This window comes from Xenorhabdus griffiniae (assembly GCF_001028135.1).
GTDB classification, from domain to species: Bacteria; Pseudomonadota; Gammaproteobacteria; order Enterobacterales; family Enterobacteriaceae; genus Xenorhabdus; species Xenorhabdus bakwenae.
Window position 1 is genome coordinate 1 of the sequence record NZ_LDNM01000056.1, and the last position, 19,523, is coordinate 19,523.

The window sequence follows — 19,523 nt, forward strand, 5'->3', positions numbered from 1 at the left end:
GATTTGGACAGGGCATTTTTCGCCAGCTCCACTGTTTCCGCCAAACCGAGGTTTTTCACAAACGCCTGTTTATCAATAATGTCCGCGCCGTTCTTGGATTTTTCGAGGCGGCTGTTGGCGTTGATGTTGATTTCATTTAGAGAGTCGGTGACAGATTTAGCAATACCGATAGCATCAACAAATAATATCCACTCATTTTGTGATTTATCCGGTTGCTGCCCTCTGGTTTGCCGTTTAGCTGTGTAGAATTTACCTGCATGTTGCACTACAGCATATTGCGGATAATCTACAGATACATCCCACTCAGAAATACCACGCTGAGATAGATACATCATCCACTCATCTGAGCGTTTCCCGATGGCATTAAACCATTCCATAGGCGGCTTACCTGCCGTGCGATCAGTAGTAACTCCCCATCCACGTAATATATCGGGAAACGTCTCTATTTCCCCTGTTTTTGCATCATTGGCAAATATTTTGTAATCAGGTTTATTGATGATTGACATTGATAATCCTCGTAAATTTTCCGTCACCAAATCCAAAGGCGCGGGAGTCATGTGCCCAACCAAACGGACGACTATTGCTAACAACAACGAATTTGTATTGAACGCCTATCGGTCGGCTCAATATGTCGAGTTTCAGGATGGCGTGTAATCGAAATGGGGTGAGATAATCAGCAGGGACAACGACATTCATCGTCATGTCATAGTTATCAATGATAAATGACTGACCCCCTAATAGATGTTGCAATGAGTGAGTAATTCCCTCAATGGTTGGGCGCTGAAAATTTTTGATAATTTTCGCTCGGATAAAAAAACGATAATCCGAGTCGTCCAGCCTAACGGATTTATGTAACGAGTCTCCATAGCGATAAAATAGCCCGCTATTAAACCCTAACGCCCCGTCAATACCCAGCCAGCCGAAATAGTCTTTTGGTACAAATGACTTCATTGCTCTGCCAATTCCTACATGGCGTCCAATGAGATCCAGTCCGTACCCCTCCGATTTGTCTATGTCCAATATTTCAGCGAGTTTCACGGCTGACTGGAAAACTCTTTTACCCTCAGAAAGCAAAAGCCCGACAGTTTGCCGGGCCTTGGGTTTTCCTCTGTATTGCCATATCAGGAAATCGGCTGGCTTTTTATTCAATCAACACCTCCACATTTTCAGGTCTAATGCGGGCGCATTGTCTAACGCCTATGGCAGCGGTATCGGAGCTATTAACTGTGATTGATTTGATGTAAAAACCGGAAATGGAATTAACCTGACACGTTAATCTCATGGCGTAAACAGGGTGACCAATTTCAAATTCAGTCGCAGCCAGTGATTTTTTAATTCCGTCAGTGTCGATATCCTGAAATCCGTTTATACGGTCAATGATAACTCTCACCTTGATATCAACCATCTCAGCGCGGTCGAATTTTACCGTTCTCGCCGTACCTGAGTAATCACATGAATATGAGATAGCTCCCATTAGGCCACATCCACCCACTTTCTTTTTCAGGATGGTGAGCGCGATATCTTCGTCACGTCCTCCAATCACGACCGCATTCATAGAGTGAGGAGGAACGCCCTGTTTGTCTGTCTGGTTAGTGTAATTCTCATAAACTCGCGCCTGTTTTACATCTGGCAGGTCAAGCAGTGCCGCCTCTATTCCCTGTTTGTCGTCATGATTGTTGATGGAATGTGAACGCATAAACCGTTTCAAGAAGTTGCCATCTGTTTCCTCTTCACTGCCAGATTTAGCCTCTTTTGTCGTGATGACCTTCTCTACGCCCACAATCACCGTATCCAATTGCAGCTCTGATTGGGGTTGCAAACTGAAAGCGCCTAGTTCTTGACTGCGCAACATCGCGCGGGCTGATCCGTTGGCATCTAGCGTCACCTCATTGAGCGCTATCCATTTGACGCGGTTATTATCTGTGAGCACAGTGTCTTTAGGAACAATAACGCCAGTAGTCCCCGTCATCACTACATCATCCAGATAGCTGAACTCAGCACCACGACGAACCAGTCCAGCATACATAGCCCGCTGTTCCAGCCATGCTCCCGTTGCATTGTAGGGTTCTAACATTTGTGCAATAAATGCAATGACCTGATTGATGTTGGCTAATTCCTGAGAGAATAACCCGACCATTTGACCATCAGGCGAATCAGCATCCAGACTGATATCCTCACCATATATACGCTTAAAGCCGTCCTCTAACCGCTGGTGAATGTCAGACAGTTGGTCAATGACAATTCCTGTTTCAGTAATCTGGAGCATGAGTACTGACCTCGTTTTTATTTCCGTATATATCTATATAGGAAATCTCTACCAATGATTTACGACTATCCGAATCGATTTTGATATCAAAATACGTAATTTCCGTTACCCCCTCAGTATTCAGGACAGTCATTTTTAATTCTGATTCCATCGCCATCAGGTTAGGATTTTTGCGCAGATAATCGAACCATTTCACGCCATGATCGGGATCGAGAAACCAGTCATTACACAGAGATAACAGCCGAGTTTTCACTGACTGCGCTATTGCCTCTGATTTTGTGGCGTAATCACTGCGATTGTTACCAAATGTCCAATCGTGATTATCATCTAATCGCCTCACTCTCATTTGTTGGGTCTCCCTGTATTACCGCCGTGTGAGTCTGGGTGAGTATGGTTTTCAATGTCCACGCCGCCACCAATTACACGCGCTGCCCTGATTGTACCGCTGGATTCGCTGTTACCGCTGGTCTGATTCCAATTGCCCGCCTGTTGATGATTTCCTGTTTGTTTGCTATTACCGAGATGTTCAATATCACCCATAATGGTAATTTTCCCCCGCATCATACGGATGAACGTTGATCCGTCATCGGTTTGCATAGAGGCACCACCACTGAAATACGCAGGAATTTTTTTGGGCTGACTGCACACGCCAGGGATAAATGACGCATCGGAATAATCATGCAATCGCGCATCCAGTGGTACGGATTTGTTACCCGTCGCATACCAACCATCAATGCAGCGCTCTGAGAATATAGCCAACCCCTCATCACCGGATGTCACCGGCACAGTGAAACAAAATCCACCCGCCCGCGGGAACTGGACGACAACATCCACTAATGGTGGCAATTCCAATATCTCGCCATTACGCAGTATTTGGTTAATCATCAGTTCTATTGTGGCAGTGTGGCCGTTAAATGAGATAACTCTGGCAGGCAAGGCAGTGTGAATATCAAGGCGCTCGTTCTCAGCTTTTCTATCCATAACATCAAGCAGTGTTGGGTTTTTCACTCGTCTTCTCCACCTTCTGAAATTTCCCGCCGATACAGGTGATTTTGGTTGTCCAGCCGTCACTCATGAAATCGCCGGAGTGTTCCAGTGCAGTGATTTTGTAATCACCGTTATATTCAGGAATAATTGACTGAACCCGAACCAGTCCACCAATCCGCATAACAGGATTTAACAGACAGCTCACCGACAGACCGTCATCGGTTTTTTCTGGCCCGTCAATCATTCCAGTTTCCTGAGACAGCACAAATCCCTCGTTATCGGCTAAGATTTTGCTTTTGGGTAACACAGTCATATTTCCATCCTGTACTGACCAGTCAGCGCCATTGTTACGGGCGATTTTGTGCATGATGTCGCGGGCATTGCCTGCCAGAACTTTCCCACGCGGCAATGCTCTGTCTTTGGGTAAATCAATCACGCCATTACCAACCCGCATTGATTTAGTGGTCTCAGCTAAAATACTGGCATCGGTAGCGCCTGCTGCCAGTGTCTTATTGACCAATGCGCCCGTGTACGCCTCGTAGCCATCACCGCAAGTTAATTGGATGACAAAATCTAACCCGTCCCGTAGAGTTATCGCCTCAATAATGTCACCCATGTAAATCACGCGCATTTCCTCATAACCGACTGCCAGACTGACGCGGTTATAAGTTTTGCTGGTAATTAAATTTCGGTGCGATGGATTAAGGTTCCACACTTGAATTGTTGCGGGGTTAGGCTCGCTGCCAATGGTTTTAGATATCTCGAATGCGACTCTGAGGTTAGTGATTTCAATAGATTCTTTGGTGTTGCCAATATTCAGTTTAAGTTGTCGCCCGAACTGCCTCATTCCACGTATCCTTATCGACAAAATATATCTTAAGCCGGTTCCCCAGCTCACTACGCTGGACTGAATTAATCCCCAGCCCAGAGCCATCATGCATTAATATGATGAACGGGAGATTTTTAGTGAATAATGCAGGGCTATTTACCGTGATGCCGTATCGCTGGGCGATGTATTGATCTGTGTTGGTATCCAGTAAATCAAACTGCCAGCCGTTAGAAATGGGATTGAAATACAGGGTGAATCGCAGGTTCATATCAAACAGGGTAAATGACTGCTCTTGGATTTCTTCGGTTGAAACGGGTATTTCGTATATCATCAGTCATCTCCGAATAGCCACTCAAGCATTGATTTTTTTCCATCCACCTTCTTTGGTTGTGTCTTACCCATATTCTTTTTTTTCGGCGCTGATTTTTTCAGATTGGGATGCAGCCCTTGAGCCGTCTGCGTTTCAACAATGAAAATTTCACGCAGTGTCAGACTGAATTCTGCCGATCCGTCATTCATCTGGGTGATGCTAATGCTGACAATCATCATGTTTTGGTACTGTTTTAGCCCAGTTTGAACCGTGATAGTTTCGCCAGCCTTTTGAAGGTTCAATAAGTCGTCATACGCTTTTCCAACTCTGTCCAACGTGTACGAGCTGTCATTGGCTCGCCCCTGATATTTAGGCAACCACGGTGCTACAGGGCGGTTATATCCCACCTGTTCTAACATGGATTCGCCCAATGAAATATAGCGATTCACCATCGACTCGGCTTGCTGTGTCATGGCTCTGATTTCGATAGGAAGCGGGTATTTATCCATCGCGGCAGAAAGATTACCGCCAATCAACTTATTGAAATGCCGTGGGGGCTGGTAACCAACCATTAACCCCACTAATGTGATTTCTTTAGGTTCCAGAACGGCGTGATCAGCAATCGCCGCCCCTGACTCAATAGGGTTCTCAGTGATACGCAAATTTGAGCTGTGATTTTCAATGACCACGCAGTCAAACTGAAACTCACCAATGGAGCGCGTTATCACTGAAGCCGTTGTGGTGTTAAAACCGCTGAGTAAGTCCATAGTCGCCCCAATAAAAAAGGCCGCGTTTGCGACCTATTTGTTTTAGATTATTACTGTTAGCGCACAATCCGCTCGCTGGCTATTTTGTAAGCTTTTGAGCCTTCTCTTTTGCCTACAGCAATCACCCATATCACAATCTCTTCATTTATCACTTGGTAAACAAGACGAAATCCCGAAGAGCGAAGTTTTATTTTGAAGCAGCCAGCTAAATCACCGTGTAGTTTACCTGATTCGATATAAGGATTTTCCTGTAACTTTCGCAACTTCTTTTTAAACTGCTCACGGATGTTGTTATCCAGCTTGCGCCATTCCTTTAAAGCTCGCTCGTCAAACTCGATATTAAATCTCATCGAGATTTACCCGAATTCGTTTAGCAGGATTCTTGAGTCGCTCACGAACTACTTCCAAAATATCTTCGTCTTCGTCGCGTTCTGAGACCATTACGGATACTTCTGTAAACGGCAGTTTTTCATTTTCTGCCACATAGCGCAGAAAGAGCCGCATTGCATCGGAAGGAGAAAGATTCATTTTTTCAAGTGCCTGATAAGCACTTCTTTTAAGTTCTTCGTCCACTCTAATCTGAATTGTGCTCATAGTATCTCCATATGTAATTACGTTTGTATTACATTGTATGTTATTTAATCTATGATGCAATCAGTTTTTTTTTAAATTTTAGCCGTCCGTGGCTTTGGACTAGAATATATTCATCGGCAGGGAGAGCAGGTTTTCAATGTAAAATCCGTATCGTCTTGCTACTCCGTCAATGATGCCCTGCGGCGTCTCAGTTCCACCTGTAAAAGTTTCAGTTTTGTTGAGATGGTTATCGTAAACCTCCATCTTAATGATGTATCTGAAATTAGGTGGCTGTTTTGACTCTTTCTTTTTCACCTCACCAGTAGTCCAGTACTCATAGAGAACGTCATCGCACTCTTCCTGATACCGGATAACTTTATCCCTGATCGATGCTTTAACTTTATTCGGGCTGATAGTAGCTAACCAACCAGCTAATTTACGGAGAGCAAGGCAAGACATATCCCTATTTTTACCGTCCGCTGCAACTATAACGATTTCCGTTACAGTTGATTTAAATCTTTGTTTCAGCTTCTCTAACTGTGATTGCCACGCTAACCCCATGCCATCAACAATCGGCTTCATCGGTACATACGGCTCACCATTATAATTAACAACATAGAGATCTGAGCCATAAAATGGAACGTTAATAGTTTTACTAACGCTTTTAGTTGCTATAATAGACATGTCTATTTTCCTTGAGATGGTATTAGACGATTTAGAAGCCCTCTGACTATTACCAGTAGTCGGGGGCTTCGCCGTTTCAGAGCGGTACTATTTATTACGTAATTGTAACTTTTTGTAAAGGTGATATATTTCGAATTGCGAGACGCCTCGTATTTTCAACCATTTACACACGAAATACGTGTAAATTTGTATTGTTAACCCTAGCAATCACTGTTAAATTGGTTAATCCTGTTGAAAAGATCAGTATTTGATCTACTGCCTTTCGTGGGTTCCAATAAAAAAGCCCCTCCCGGGGCTAATTTACTTCTTCTCGCTTATCTTCTGATCCATTGCGATGATTTCGGTGGCGGTTTTGCCATGCAGCACTTCTTTGAGCGCTTGGTTCTTTTGAGCCTCATCGCCACCAGAGAAGCCCGATTTGAATATGGCCTTCGCTATTGCTTTTTTGAACTTCACCTGATCTTCTGGTGATAAATCATCGTTCATTTTTTGAATAGATTCTTTCATTGTCACATCATTAGAAGCATCTAATTTTGGCTCACCACATCCAATCAAAAATAAAGAGAAAGCCAATACAGCAAGAATCTTTTTCATGCAATCACCCTGTTTATATAAAATCACACTATTTCATAACAGTATAACGGAATAAAAATTAATTTAATCCCTTGCTAGAACATTACCCGTACTTGAATAAGCTCTTTTCAGCTCTCTACTAAATCCATCAGTAGATATTTGAGCTGCCCTTACAGGATCGGATGTTGTTATGCTTTGATGCACCGTCACATCACCTTGCTTAATTGTTGTTTGGCTACTGTTATTCGTAGTAGAAGCTGAAATGGCTTGCCCAATATTAGAGCCATCTCCGGCGTTAACGGTTGCTGCAACTTGACCTAAATTAACCGCCACTTCCTCTGCCGCTTGGTCACCTGAAAAGAAATTTTTTAATGCTGGATACTTCTTTTCAATCCAATCAAAAGCCTCTTTGAACGGCTTTTTAATCAGTTCCTTGACCTCAGTGAACCGCTTACCGATATCATCAACAAACTTACTAACATCTTGCTCGTTCAGTCCGAATAATCCCAGAACAAATTTGAACGCCGCCTTAAAGGGCGCTGTTATTAAGTCGAGAAGCAGGTCAAACACCTTGCCAAGTTTTTCTGTCCATGTTGTCGAGTCATCGGAGAATATGTCATAAAGCCCTTTGGCTAATTTTAGTCCAGCCCGAAAGGGATAGGTAATCCAGTACCAAATAAAACTGAATATATCCCCCAGCTTATCGACAAATCGGTCAGCGTCCTGTTCACTCATGCCGAACTGTTTCAGGATATACTTAAAACCATCCCGGAACACCGTCTTAATTTTCTTCCATATGTCTGCAACCATCCGCCAGAAACCGCCAAACGCCGATTCACCTGTGGTGATCCATTGATACAGGTCGTACAGGACGTAGATAAGGCCAGCAATCAACGCAATCACCAATCCGATAGGGTTCATCAGGAATGCCCGACCGAGCCAGAGAAAGGCTTTTCCTGCGGTCATTGCCAGTTTTGCTATCGTGGTGAGAGGGGAGAACAGAAACGACAGCACCTTAGCAAATGCGCCTGCACCTTTCGTGACTGCCATAAATACATTAGTACCAAACATTGCTGCCAGCATGCCACCAATCAGTTTGATTGACCCCTGCATTTCACCGGAAAGGGAGTTCCACCACTTTTTAATATCCTTAATCCATTTGATACAGGCGCCCCAGAAATCACCGAATAGGGAATCACCACCATCCAGATAGACCATCAGGTCATCCAGCAGTAGCAGCAGACCTGCAATAGCGGCAATCACCCACGTCACCGGATTAGCAATAAAGGCCATAATCATTCCGCGTTTCACTATTGCCAATACACCCGCGAGTATCAGCAGGGCATTCTTCCAGCCGATTGTGCCGGAAATAACTTTATCAACAGCCTTTACTGAGTTCATGATGACCTGAATAACTTTGCCGCCAGCCTGAATAACCTTCGTTAACCCTTGGGTAATTAAGTCCTTGTTAGCAACTATCCAACTATTGAATTTCTGCACAACGGCGGTCAGAGACGGGACGAGGTTCAGTGCTATCTTAGTTTTGATAGACTGAATCGCCAGCCCGGTCTTTTGCATGGCCTCCTGATATTCATCAGCCTGTGCTAGTTCCCGATTTGATATGTCGTACAGCAAGCCTTTCTGTTCGGCTAACTCTTTAGCGCCTGCCAGTGATTCATTAATGAACCCCATAACCTTAGCTGTTGCCATACCAACAACAGCAGTAACACCAACCGCCAGCAGTTTTAGTTTACTCAACGAACCTTGGACTTCCTCCGCCTTCTGTCCGGCATCTTCCAGATTATCGGAAGCATTATCGCCGATATCATCCAGATTCTGGTTAATCCGGTTCGCTTCCTGTGCGGCCTGTGTCGCGGCTGCGGAGAGGGCAATAATGACATCTTTGATTTTCGCCGCCTGCGTAGTATCCACGCCAATACTAACGAGCAGTTCTTCTATCTGCATCATTTGCCCTCTTTTGAGACAGCAACTCCTCGACATAGGCTTCATGGAAATCAAGCACATCTGATAGGGTTGCTGTAGTTCTTAGGTCATGCCCTGTATAGGGGCCGTGTAGAATTGGCGTCATCTTTAGCCAATCCACATCGGAGGAGCTTATTTGCTGAGGATCGCCGAGAGATTGATACTTTTCGCAGACGCGACCCCAGCGGGCAAAAAATCCGCAAAATGGAACTTCACGCCGTCAAAAATCAACTGGAAATAGTGCGAGCGGTGCGCGTTAAAATGAGCATTGAATGTATCAGGCTTTTGCAACAGGATAGCGGCCCCTGACTCATCCGTTACCGTGACATATTTCAGCACGAACTGTTCAACTCCCTGCATTTCAGGTGAGCCGATATTGGAGGCAATGGCCCCGATATCAATATCCACATTATCACCGTCAGTTTTGATGCAGCCTTTCAATAGACTCACCAGCTTGAATGCGTGGTTCTTGGCCTCTACAAAATTAGATTGACGGTGTTCGTAAGTAATGTTATCGATGATCATTAGTTATACAGTCCTTTCTTGAGGTTCATGGTTGAGCGTGTCGCTTTTAGTGTCCAAGCAACGCCGTTATGTGCGGTTCCGCGTGCGATTGTGGGCGGCGTGGTAAAGTAACAACTGCTCAGCAGTATTTCGTCGCCATTCATCGTGTCTTTGTAGTAAATATGCAGCGGCGAGAAGGCTTTTGGCGTATTAATCTGGACATTACGCAGCTTGTTTAGGTACTCGTTGTCTACACTGTGTTGGAGTAACTTAATGGTTATAATCATCCCTTGATTACACGTGGCAACGAATACCCCATTACCATTAACTCCATATGTGATATCACCATCATCACCAACTGGTGCTATTGACAAAGCATCCGCTGCATTTTCAAATCCTGATATCTCATAACCGGAGATGGTCAGAATCGCCTGTGAATGGTTATAGTGAGCCATGTTTACCCCTTAGCGGTTAAATTGGATTAGCAGATCAACGGAGTGAATCGCCCCGGCTAATTTGATTGCGCACATAATCGGCATGGCCTTACGTGATTCGCGGTCAGCCAGTGATTGCAGGTCGTAGCTGTCAGAATAGAAATAGAACCCCTCGTCCAGCCTGTCACCATAGGTCAGTTCACCGATATCATTCCCACGCCAGAGTCCACCCGCCAGAAATCCATTACGCACGAACTCATTACCAATGACGGTTAGAGCGCCGATCAGCATGGCCTGCCCTTTATCTGTCTGTGGTATTTTGGTTGGGTTAGCCTGTAATGTTGTGAATGCCTGTTTCTGGCACGCATCCAAAAACGCATCAATACCTACGGTTTCATCAATGAACACACCACCCAGCATAACGCCCTCGGCAATCATTGATACCCCGTCATAGTCGGTATAGAAGTTCACTCCCAGACGACGGCATTTTTCAGCATCTGATAAAGTTATCCGGTCATCAGAACGGACAGCAGTTTGCTGTTTGAATTTGACGGTTTTTGCGGAATTCTGAGCATTCCAGTTAGTCGAGAGTGAGATACCCAACAGAGAAACGGCGGCATGGTCATCACCCGTTTTGTTGTATTCCACCATCAGGCGACCGGAGCTTTTGTCGCACTGCTTTTTCAGGATGTTGTCGTTATTCCAGTCCAGCAACTCATCACGCAATGCTGTATATGCGCCGACTTTCATGTCAGCCGCTGCAATCCATGTGTGCATATCATCCAGTTGTTCATCGGTGATAGCATCAGCGAAATACACGCCGTACCAGTCCTGATAGACATTCTGGAGTTTATGCAATGCCTCAGAGGGGAGCTCCTGCTCGACTGTCACCGCAGACTTGCCAATGACAATTGATGCCTGTCCGTCTTGCAGTTTCAGCATGTTACCGACATAGGTTCCGGTATTCGGATCTGCGACATAACCAAGTTTTGTCGCTGGATACGCCCCTGCTGACTGCGCCTGAATGATGGCCCGATGTCCTGTTGCATCCCAGATAACAGACAGATTACTGTTTTCGGGTAAGGCCTTTTGCAGAACACCCGAGATATCAGAAAAGTCAATCGCTGTGCTGAAATTTAAACCAGAGAGCAGAACATCTTTGCCGCCCACATTGAGCATCATTGCTCCATCAGTGACGGCCTTGAATGCGTTGATGCCTGCGGAGATAGTTGAACCCTTTAATGCGTTGGCTGTTGCCGGAATTTCCTGTTTAGCTTTGGCCCATCGACTAATCAGGGCACGTTTCGGCGTAGGTCGCACAGAGAACAATGATAGCGCCGCCTTGTGTGCCTCTGATTTCGTGCCAAACAGGTTCGCCACATCCTGCGCACTGGAAACAATGACATAGCGTGTTGTGTCATCCGTAAATGCACTGCCAATCTCTGGCGTAAAAATGGCGATCATGCTCAAATCTCGGCGTCTTGCAGCCATTGCCTGCGGCATGATCTGAGCATTGACCACCTCTTTAATAGATAAGCTCATTACTAATCCTCATAAACAGTAATATCGACCGTTTTCGCCTGATTCATTGGCGTTTCTATCCGGTGGATATGGGAGAGAGTTAAATCGATTTGCGCCCGCTGTTCTTTACCACCCGCAATGGCGGTAGGCAGGTTTCGAATCTGGGATTTCCTGACCAGTCCAGCACCAATGCGAGTGAGCAGAGATTGCGCGTAACTGGTTCTGAGAACAGTGGCGAGTTTTTCAATAATGAGATATGAGTTTTTGCCGAAAGCGTTGACAGAGATAACGCTTTCACGAGTGACGGTAATAATTTCAACTTCTTCCCTTGCGTCGAATTTATACTCTTCGCCCATCATTTCCGAGGTCACCCGATTTACAGTGATGAACGACTGCATATCAGACACATCGGTTTCACCGTCAGCATCCAGCACAACAGATTCAGGTAATTTCAAAACCGTCGCTATCATTTGTCTGACTGCCCTCATATCGAGTTGCGAGAGAGTCGTAGTATCCATAGTCGTTCCAACGCGCGTTAGTGATAATTCGCCAGCGATAGCCATTCCAGAAAAATAAATCCTTCACGCTGACTTTCTCTTGCGTCAATACCTTGACGGTGGGGTTATAGCGATCACCCTCTGGCAAAATCTGCAAGTCTTCCGTTCCGGCTGGAAAAACGATGCAGACCAGTGTTCGGCTATTACCGTCTGGCGATGTAAACTCATGTTCCTGCCGAAAGAATTCATCTTCGAAGATGTCATCAACAAAGCTATCCATCTTCACGCACCTCATAGGTTATTGACTGGAGCAGTTGTCCTGTATCGAGCAAAGGCTTAGACGATTTCTTACGTTTAATAGTCTTAGGGTTTAGAGGCGGATTAATACCAGCTTGAATATTTCGCTGCACTTGCCCAGCCATTTGACGCCCAACTAACTCAAAAGGCTGTTTTGTGTCCGTGTTATCCTCCAATGCCTGACGAATACCATTAACCAAAAACCGTACTGCACCTTCCTTGTTTTCCTGCAAAGTCGAGCGCAAAAAAGAGCGCTCAGGAATATGACCGGGCACACCAAATTCATGAGCTGCGGCAACTTCCGCATTGCTTCTTCCGGTTTCATCGTCTCGATGATTCTTTGACGCCGGAACACCAACAACCACTTTGACTTTTTTCAGAGCCTCAATCTTTTCTTGTAGCGCCTTAAGTATTTTCCCATCGAAATTGCCAGAATTTCTAATCATCGCACCACCAACATATGCCGTGAGACTGATTTACGCAGACGCAAATATGTCTGCCCGTAGGAACTGGACGCATAACCCTCATGATTAGTACTAAATCCCGCATCAGGCGCAGAATAGCCGATGGATAATCCACCAGCCGATTTACTCATTGCTATTTGCACGGGTTTTCCGTTGCTGTGACCGCTGCGGGTTAATGCACCAGAAACATAGAGGAGGTGGGCAGCAAGAGCCTGTCGCCCTTGCTTATAGAGTTTACCCCACACTTTGCTGCTCATTTGGTCAGCTGCATCCTGTAGGGCAATCTCAATACGTGATTCATCAACGTTGGCAAATTCAGGGTAACGGGTGAGAAATTCCATGCTACCCCCTGTGATCACGAAGTTTTGTAGTCTACATACACCGCAGACTGTGGTTGTTTCCACATTGCACCACCGAACGCAGAGCGGTAACCGCACTCGTAGGTCAGCAAATCACGCTGGCGCACTGGCAGCAGTTCTGGCATATGCACTTTCATTTCGAGGTAATCCTCGCTATGGGTGTAAATTGCCAGACGACTTTTCCCCTTCGTGATGTTTTTCGCAAAGTTAGAAGGGATCTTCACAAAAGTGATACTGAATGACTCATTACCGGAGGCTTTACGCAGCGCCGCCATGATGCGATCCATTGCAGACACAGGCAACAGGTCAACGCCGACAATCACGCTGTTGGTATCGAATTTCTGCATTGCCAGCATAAAATCAGATGCATCCATTGCGACATGTGTCGGTTGAATGCGGTATTGTGATTTTGACCATGCCACGTTATAGGCATTCAGCACCATGTTAATGAACTCTTCCGAGGTCATTTCCTTGATGGTTTTTCCGGTTGATTCAGTGATCACCTGAACGCGAGAGCCTGTTAGTAGCCCCTCCTGCCCTTTTACTGCTACATGACCGACGTAGCCAGAGTACTGTATAGTGGCCAATGCGTTGGCAAACAAATCATCCTGCTTTTTGGTTTGCAGATTAATATTGACCTTGGCTAGCTTTTCCACTTCTTGCTGAGTCCAAGTTGCCGCCTTGCCCCATTGACCGACAGGCGCTTGCAGCATTTCAATTTCACTGTCGATGGTTTTCAGAGAGTTGGTTTTGTTACCGATGATACCGTCCTTCACCGATCCCATTACTTCGGTCACACCGAACTTGAAGTATTCTTCGGCAAAATCCAGCCCTTCCGTGACCGGCAATGCTTCACCGATGTTAATTTCCGGTAGTTCTTTTTCCTGTAACTGCTTATCACGCTCTGTTAGCGCTTCCTGCAATACTTCTTCAAAGTATGCGGTTTCCATAGGCATCTGTTACTCTCCTGCTTTCTGTACGTTTTGAATGTAACCGAGGGTGACAGCTACGCAGTGATTGCCCGCGCTAACGTCTTCAACCCAGTAACCCAAATCAATACTACCTTTTGCTATTTTCGTTACTTTGCCTGCATCTTTGCCTGTAGCGACAATGTACGCCTTATCACCACGGGCAAACTCATCACTCTCTACTGCCGATACTGCTACGCTGTCACCGTGAGAGAAGTGACCCACGTTAACCTGTTTGTTGTGTGGCGCTTTATCGCCATAGATATCACGAACTACAATGCCGTGAATCAGGTCAGTCGCTTTCTCTATTTTCCTGATACCGCCTTCTGGGTTAACAGCAACAAAGATGCCATATTCCAAATCGGTATTCGTGCGGTTTTCTTCACCCCACACTTTGCTGTCTGAACTTGAAGCGCGTCTGATTGTGCCCGGCTTAAATAGGCCCGTACCGGAATCCCAGTCTGTATAGCCAAATGCCATAATTACTTACCTCCTAAACGTTGAGATGCGGACTTTTTCGTGGCTGCTGCGGAGTCATTAAAAAAATGCTGACCAATATTGCTGCGTGGTTTGGTTGTCGCCTGAACAGCCGCATAAGCCGCACGAATTTCGTCGTCAGTCATGGACTTGACCTGAGCGTCCGTAAATACGTGAGTGCTTAACAGCACCGCTGCACGAACATCACGCGCAGATTTAGTATCGTTGAAGCTAACTTTTGGGAAACGTGTCTTAGCGTCGTTCAATGTAGCTGCGGTGTCATTCTCACCTTTCAGCTTTTCCAGTTCTTCTTTCAGTGAAGCATTTTCCTCTTTGAGCTGTTTGTTTTCAGCTTCAAGTGCCGTGAGACGGGCGTCTTTGTCATCAGTACCACTTGCATTGGGATCATCATCGTTTGGCGGAGGCGGGGGAGTGCCTGTACCTTTCGATGCTTCCAGTTGGGTTTTCAGCTCTGCCAATTGAGCCACAATTTCCTGTGCTTTTGCGGCGGCCTCTGGTGTCGCGTTACCTTCCAGTTCTTGCAGTGTTTTCTCCAGTGCGGCAATCATGCCGATCAGCTCTTCATCTGTCAGAGGCTGCCCCTCAGCATCCTTGGTGCGTTTACCCTTGAGCAACGCAATAACATCTCTCAATGTTTTCATCGGTGTACCTTTTTTGTCGTTTAATCTACAGGTGTCGCCTAAGCGTCCCTCAGCTACTACGGCAACGTGATTGCCGCGAATATTGATTTGATGCAATTCACCGTTCCGATCTTCGAGTTCAGCAGGTTCATAACCAACTGATAGCTCTCGGATACCTTTTTCTTCCAGTATCTGAATCGCCTTGGCATCTTTCAGATAGGCATCACAGACGATGTAATCACTGTCAGCTCTGACATTCTGAATATGTCCAATGGTCTTATCCTTCCACTCGTCAGCATTAACCTCGCCGCTATCTGGATGCGTCAGCGTCAGTGTTAATCCGTCAAACGATTTCAGGGTTTCAGGTTTGGAGAGTTCTTCGATGGTGCGATGAATGGTGACTTTTTTGTTTATATCTTTGCCAGTTAACCCGACTTCATGCCCGTAATATTCCACTGGGCCAGCACGGGTAATTGTCGCAGTGGTCACAACGTAACCCTGTGGTGTTCGTTTCCACGTCATAAATTAATCCCATTAATCCCACGAGACTTTTGGAAGAGCCACACAACGACACTGATAGTCTGTGCCGGGTGCACCTTCATATCCTTTGATATTTGAGCGCTTCTTCCACGTTTTGCCGCCATCGTCTGAATAGACGGTGGGATCTGAGTATTTGCAGGTTTTACCATTCAGGACGACATGAGTTGCCCGCTCTCGCTCATCACCCGCGCCACCCCATTCGTACAGGTCAAGTCCAAGCGCTTTTTGCCTCGTCTCGGTCAGTGCTGAATTGAGTTTCGCGGTCTGGTCACGGGCGATAAATTTAGCTCTGTTTTGTGTTACTTGCCCTCGCTCACGAATGAGAGAGACCAGATTTTCATACCTGCCACCGTTAGTGAGGTTAGAGAAGACTTTCTCACCGATATCGTTGATAAAATCCGTTTGTATCGACTGGATTAAATCCACATTTTCTTTTACTGCATTTTCGAGGCGCTCTTTTACTGCGCCATCACCCAGCATCCCAGCTAAGTCTATGCCAAACGCTGCTTTGTAGGCCTTTTGCGTCTGGGACTTATTTTGCTCATTAGCCCGCTTGACCATACCGAATGACAGTCGTCTTGCCATATCGAGAATGGACATATTCGCCAGTTTTTGGATTGCTCTTGAGAGTCGTGCAGTGATTGAGAGGACAGATTCGAAGGGGGCATCATTGAGTATCGGTTTTTGCAGATCTTCTATTACAACATCCTGCATTATCCTGATAAATTCGATGAGTCTGTCACGATACCATACCTCCACCCGCTTACTGGGAGTAGGGGGACGCATTAGCCGATTGCGTCCCTTCAAACGCCCCTGTTTGCGTTCCAGCATCTCTTTCAGACTGATTGCTCCATTGCTCATTATTCACCCCTGCTAATGCATTAATATCCGCCTCTGTAACGGTGGTCAGTACACCCCGTGCCACCATTTCACGTAATGCAGTATCTTCTGGGAGAAATCCCGCCTGAACCATTGTTGTAAAGCCAGTGGCGTATTGCGTGAACCGGGTGGCCTCTTCCGTTTCGTTAACACTGTAGATAGAGGGATAGGTGTAGCTGATTTCAACGTCAGCAGTCAGTTTGTCGAGAATGAACTGATCGACGAAATCCTGCATGGGGCGCAACCGTGCTTCTTGCAATCCATTAATAGTTTCGTAGTACGCCTTGTTATCCTCTTCGCCAGAACTGAACCCGCTAGCAGACTGACCAAACAGAATAGTGATTGGCCTGTCCAGTGCTCCCGCTAGTACACTCATCATTTTGGTGATCACATCAGACAGCCCAGTAAACTGAGCATTTTTCTGTTCATAACGGCTTTGCATTGTGCCGTCCCCCGCGTCCAGCAGCATCAATCCGGTTGAGGATTTGGTTTGCTTCATCACGCGGGCATATTCGATAACCTGCACCTCTTGCCCTGAGTCAATTTGATTATTCAGTCCGGGCAGAAAAATCACATCAACGTTTGCCTCTTGAATGGTGTCGCCAGTGCTCACAACTGTTGAGTCGAAAATTTTAATGGCCTCATAGGGCGCTTGAATATCAGACGTCCCGAACTTAGGCATATCTTTGATACTATGCAGCCCCAATTTTGTACGGTGGCAACGTGAGTGATGAAACGAAAGCTGCTGACTACCAATGTTGATTTGGTAGTTCTGTGGATAACCAAAATGAGGTGACGCAATATCAGAGATAACATTGCTGGCTGGCGAATACTCGTCTTTCCGAAGTACCAGAAACTTGATGATATCCTCTGATTGGAGGTTTAGCGGCTCACTAATCATCTCATCTGGGCAATCAGTTACCGCTACAATCAGCGAATCGCCTAACAATGACGCCCATGTCAGCGCATCACGATAAATCCCGTATACGTCCATTTCACGCTCAGTATCTGCTATCCGTGTTTTCAGTTCCTCATCGATATCGCCTGATAGCTCACGAGGCAATTTCAACATGTCATAAGCAGTTTTGTTGATGTATTTCTGAACCACCCATGAGTTTTTGTACATTGCCAGCAATTCTTTATCTGATACATCAGACTTATTGCTCGCATATTTTATTGCTGCCACCCGTTCACCGAGTGACGTCATCATACTGCGTAGGCCATCAGTCAGACGACCTATCATCGTTTTTTTCGCCATTACATGATGTCCCATACGGTTGTACGGCCCTTGATATACCCATCCAATCCATACCTCACAGCATCCCAGCAGTGGTTATTGGCATCCTCAATCACCGGCAGCACCTCGCCCGTAATGCGATCTGTTTTGTAGGAATAGAGCCGGGCTTCTTTTGCTGTGTTTTTACAGCGCGGGTGAATGATGATTTGCTTAAAGCCACGTAAATAGGTGATGCCATCCTCGACACTGCCTTGCCATTTCTTGGCAGCTGAGATGTTGAACCCCTGCCGCTTGAGATAGCTGATCGTTTCCGGTCGGGCAGAATCCGCCTTGATAGGCCACTTACGGGACTCTGGCACTTGGTCGTAGAACGCGGGCATATGGTCGAGTTCCACACCAACACCATACGCTTCACGGTCGATATACAGACAGTTATCCAGAATGAACATGCGAAGCAGGGTGCTTGGGTCTCTGGCAAAGCCGAAATCTCCGCCAAGTAGTAATCTGTCTGCTTTCTGCCAGAGATCATCCGGGAACGATTCAATCTTGTATTTGTTCGCCAGCACCTGCTTATCGGAGTTTTCCAGATACGCACCTTCCCATATCCAGGCATAAGTGGAAGGGTCTAATCTGGCTTGGTCATTAACTCGCTCTTGTTCCAGCACATCAGGAAACCACGGGTTATCATCGTAATTCATCTCAACAATGATGGAATTTTCAGGTGGGTTCTTTCTGAATCGTTTATCAGTGGCACTACCGTCTCTTTCGGGGTTCCATGTGACCCATATTTCAGAACCGGCTTCACGAACAGTTGGCGTGAGCTTTGTCCATGCAGTTTCAGAAACCGATTCCGCTTCATCCACCCAAGCTATCAAAATCCTTGCCTTGGACTTAATACTGTCAAGGTTGTATCTCAATCCGGCAAAGACATAGCTTACTGACTTACATTTTGTTCGAATGTATTTTTCGCCCAGCTCATAGAAATCATTCAGCCAAGGTACAGACCTGATGGCCTGCTTAACTTCTTCCATTGATGATTCTTCAAGAGAGTTCATATATTCACGAGCGCAAAGTATCACACCAGATTGCCCATTCTGCGCAGACATGTAGCCACGAATGGCTGTCATTAATGCGAATGTTCTAGTCTTTGCCGAACCACGCCCGCCGTGTGAACATCGATATCGATAATTACCATTAAATGCAGATATTAATTTTGGTGGTATTTCAATCCTCGCTACCGTCACTGTTACCTCCGGCAACTAGAACTATTTTTGTTGGTGACATCGAGCTGTCAGATGATTTGTGATCCACTTCCTGCTTCTCAGAATACCCATGATTAGCCAACATTAACTTTGTGATTGTTGCGTTAAATTCACCTATCAACCCTTTGTTAATCAGCTTGCTTTCCTGTAGCGCCAGAATCCATTCTAACGTGTCCGAAAATTCGGAATTGAGCTTTGCGTACTCGTAGACTGTAGAACGAGCGATACCTAAGAAACAGGCCAATCCTGCCACACTAGGGATGACAGCTTCATGTTCAGTGTAACCGCCATACAGATATGTCTTTGCCTTAGCGATTAGCTCATCATTCAGCTTGCTAGGGCAACCTACCTGATTTGTTTGTTGTCCCATCTCCTTCCCTCATTTAGCATAATTAACTGGTCTGGTTGATATAACCCCCTATTCGGGCGAGACCACCGAAGCCAAAAACCTCTACAAAATTCTATCAAGCA

25 protein-coding genes and 2 pseudogenes are annotated in these 19,523 nt (G+C 45.9%); all 27 read right to left on the minus strand.

The genetic code is table 11. From position 1 onward, the window contains the following. A pseudogene (locus tag AAY47_RS12780) lies at positions 1–506 on the minus strand (phage tail protein); the annotation flags it as partial. Beyond that, the gene (locus AAY47_RS12785) at positions 490–1,149 is read right to left on the minus strand and encodes a DUF2612 domain-containing protein (RefSeq protein ID WP_047770468.1); all 660 of its coding nucleotides are present in this window, start codon (positions 1,147–1,149) and stop codon (positions 490–492) included. The gene AAY47_RS12785 and the pseudogene AAY47_RS12780, both read right to left, overlap by 17 nt. Next, positions 1,142–2,266, minus strand: coding sequence for a baseplate J/gp47 family protein (locus AAY47_RS12790; RefSeq protein WP_047770469.1), 1,125 nt, complete (start codon positions 2,264–2,266; stop codon positions 1,142–1,144). Before AAY47_RS12790 ends, AAY47_RS12785 begins: the two co-directional genes overlap by 8 nt. Next, the gene (locus AAY47_RS12795; protein ID WP_047770470.1) at positions 2,250–2,612 is read right to left on the minus strand and encodes a hypothetical protein; all 363 of its coding nucleotides are present in this window, start codon (positions 2,610–2,612) and stop codon (positions 2,250–2,252) included. Before AAY47_RS12795 ends, AAY47_RS12790 begins: the two co-directional genes overlap by 17 nt. Continuing rightward, positions 2,609–3,274 (minus strand): Gp138 family membrane-puncturing spike protein, encoded by a 666-nt coding sequence (locus AAY47_RS12800; protein WP_047770471.1) that lies wholly within the window; start codon positions 3,272–3,274, stop codon positions 2,609–2,611. The genes AAY47_RS12795 and AAY47_RS12800 overlap by 4 nt, the downstream gene beginning before the upstream one ends. Next, entirely contained in the window at positions 3,252–4,100 is an 849-nt protein-coding gene (locus AAY47_RS12805) for a phage protein (RefSeq protein ID WP_047770472.1), read from the minus strand. Before AAY47_RS12805 ends, AAY47_RS12800 begins: the two co-directional genes overlap by 23 nt. Continuing rightward, positions 4,075–4,413, minus strand: a complete 339-nt coding sequence (locus AAY47_RS12810) for a phage baseplate plug family protein (protein ID WP_047770474.1) — start codon at positions 4,411–4,413, stop codon at positions 4,075–4,077. The genes AAY47_RS12805 and AAY47_RS12810 overlap by 26 nt, the downstream gene beginning before the upstream one ends. Continuing rightward, positions 4,413–5,159, minus strand: coding sequence for a phage baseplate protein (locus AAY47_RS12815; protein ID WP_047770475.1), 747 nt, complete (start codon positions 5,157–5,159; stop codon positions 4,413–4,415). Before AAY47_RS12815 ends, AAY47_RS12810 begins: the two co-directional genes overlap by 1 nt. 56 nt (positions 5,160–5,215) lie before the next feature. Next, positions 5,216–5,509 (minus strand): type II toxin-antitoxin system RelE family toxin, encoded by a 294-nt coding sequence (locus AAY47_RS12820; RefSeq protein ID WP_047770477.1) that lies wholly within the window; start codon positions 5,507–5,509, stop codon positions 5,216–5,218. Then, positions 5,499–5,753, minus strand: coding sequence for a type II toxin-antitoxin system RelB/DinJ family antitoxin (locus tag AAY47_RS12825; RefSeq protein ID WP_047770479.1), 255 nt, complete (start codon positions 5,751–5,753; stop codon positions 5,499–5,501). Before AAY47_RS12825 ends, AAY47_RS12820 begins: the two co-directional genes overlap by 11 nt. A gap of 291 nt (positions 5,754–6,044) precedes the next feature. Next, positions 6,045–6,416: pseudogene (locus AAY47_RS12830) on the minus strand (phage antirepressor N-terminal domain-containing protein); the annotation flags it as partial. Between the two features lie 300 nt (positions 6,417–6,716). Beyond that, positions 6,717–7,010, minus strand: coding sequence for a DUF6694 family lipoprotein (locus AAY47_RS12835; protein ID WP_047770480.1), 294 nt, complete (start codon positions 7,008–7,010; stop codon positions 6,717–6,719). Between the two features lie 63 nt (positions 7,011–7,073). After that, entirely contained in the window at positions 7,074–8,957 is a 1,884-nt protein-coding gene (locus AAY47_RS12840) for a hypothetical protein (protein WP_235428353.1), read from the minus strand. A 147-nt stretch (positions 8,958–9,104) separates the two neighbouring features. Next, positions 9,105–9,497: a phage tail assembly chaperone gene (locus tag AAY47_RS12845; RefSeq protein ID WP_047770482.1), complete on the minus strand. Its 393-nt coding sequence runs from the start codon at positions 9,495–9,497 to the stop codon at positions 9,105–9,107. Continuing rightward, positions 9,497–9,931: a phage protein gene (locus AAY47_RS12850; RefSeq protein ID WP_047770484.1), complete on the minus strand. Its 435-nt coding sequence runs from the start codon at positions 9,929–9,931 to the stop codon at positions 9,497–9,499. The genes AAY47_RS12845 and AAY47_RS12850 overlap by 1 nt, the downstream gene beginning before the upstream one ends. A gap of 9 nt (positions 9,932–9,940) precedes the next feature. Beyond that, on the minus strand, positions 9,941–11,452 hold the full coding sequence (locus AAY47_RS12855) for a DUF3383 domain-containing protein (RefSeq protein ID WP_047770486.1): 1,512 nt from the start codon (positions 11,450–11,452) through the stop codon (positions 9,941–9,943). A 2-nt stretch (positions 11,453–11,454) separates the two neighbouring features. Beyond that, the gene (locus AAY47_RS12860; protein ID WP_235428354.1) at positions 11,455–11,901 is read right to left on the minus strand and encodes an LIC_12616 family protein; all 447 of its coding nucleotides are present in this window, start codon (positions 11,899–11,901) and stop codon (positions 11,455–11,457) included. Continuing rightward, complete coding sequence (locus tag AAY47_RS12865) at positions 11,873–12,208, minus strand: hypothetical protein (RefSeq protein WP_235428355.1); 336 nt, start codon at positions 12,206–12,208, stop codon at positions 11,873–11,875. Before AAY47_RS12865 ends, AAY47_RS12860 begins: the two co-directional genes overlap by 29 nt. Further along, positions 12,201–12,671, minus strand: a complete 471-nt coding sequence (locus AAY47_RS12870) for a hypothetical protein (RefSeq protein WP_047770492.1) — start codon at positions 12,669–12,671, stop codon at positions 12,201–12,203. Before AAY47_RS12870 ends, AAY47_RS12865 begins: the two co-directional genes overlap by 8 nt. After that, on the minus strand, positions 12,668–13,030 hold the full coding sequence (locus tag AAY47_RS12875; RefSeq protein ID WP_047770494.1) for a DUF4054 domain-containing protein: 363 nt from the start codon (positions 13,028–13,030) through the stop codon (positions 12,668–12,670). The genes AAY47_RS12870 and AAY47_RS12875 overlap by 4 nt, the downstream gene beginning before the upstream one ends. Before the next feature lie 14 nt (positions 13,031–13,044). After that, the gene (locus tag AAY47_RS12880) at positions 13,045–14,004 is read right to left on the minus strand and encodes a major capsid family protein (RefSeq protein WP_047770496.1); all 960 of its coding nucleotides are present in this window, start codon (positions 14,002–14,004) and stop codon (positions 13,045–13,047) included. Positions 14,005–14,007: 3 nt separating this feature from the next. Further along, positions 14,008–14,496, minus strand: coding sequence for a structural cement protein Gp24 (locus AAY47_RS12885; protein WP_047770498.1), 489 nt, complete (start codon positions 14,494–14,496; stop codon positions 14,008–14,010). A 2-nt stretch (positions 14,497–14,498) separates the two neighbouring features. Continuing rightward, positions 14,499–15,656, minus strand: coding sequence for a DUF2213 domain-containing protein (locus AAY47_RS12890; protein WP_047770500.1), 1,158 nt, complete (start codon positions 15,654–15,656; stop codon positions 14,499–14,501). Positions 15,657–15,668: 12 nt separating this feature from the next. Continuing rightward, positions 15,669–16,535 carry a phage minor head protein gene (locus tag AAY47_RS12895; RefSeq protein ID WP_200897784.1) on the minus strand — a complete coding sequence of 289 codons (867 nt, stop codon included), beginning with the start codon at positions 16,533–16,535 and terminating at the stop codon, positions 15,669–15,671. Next, positions 16,438–17,811, minus strand: coding sequence for a DUF1073 domain-containing protein (locus tag AAY47_RS12900; RefSeq protein WP_047770502.1), 1,374 nt, complete (start codon positions 17,809–17,811; stop codon positions 16,438–16,440). Before AAY47_RS12900 ends, AAY47_RS12895 begins: the two co-directional genes overlap by 98 nt. Then, positions 17,811–19,034 (minus strand): PBSX family phage terminase large subunit, encoded by a 1,224-nt coding sequence (locus AAY47_RS12905; protein WP_047770504.1) that lies wholly within the window; start codon positions 19,032–19,034, stop codon positions 17,811–17,813. The genes AAY47_RS12900 and AAY47_RS12905 overlap by 1 nt, the downstream gene beginning before the upstream one ends. After that, complete coding sequence (locus AAY47_RS12910; RefSeq protein ID WP_047770506.1) at positions 19,015–19,422, minus strand: DNA-packaging protein; 408 nt, start codon at positions 19,420–19,422, stop codon at positions 19,015–19,017. Before AAY47_RS12910 ends, AAY47_RS12905 begins: the two co-directional genes overlap by 20 nt. Between the last annotated feature and the right edge of the window lie 101 nt (positions 19,423–19,523).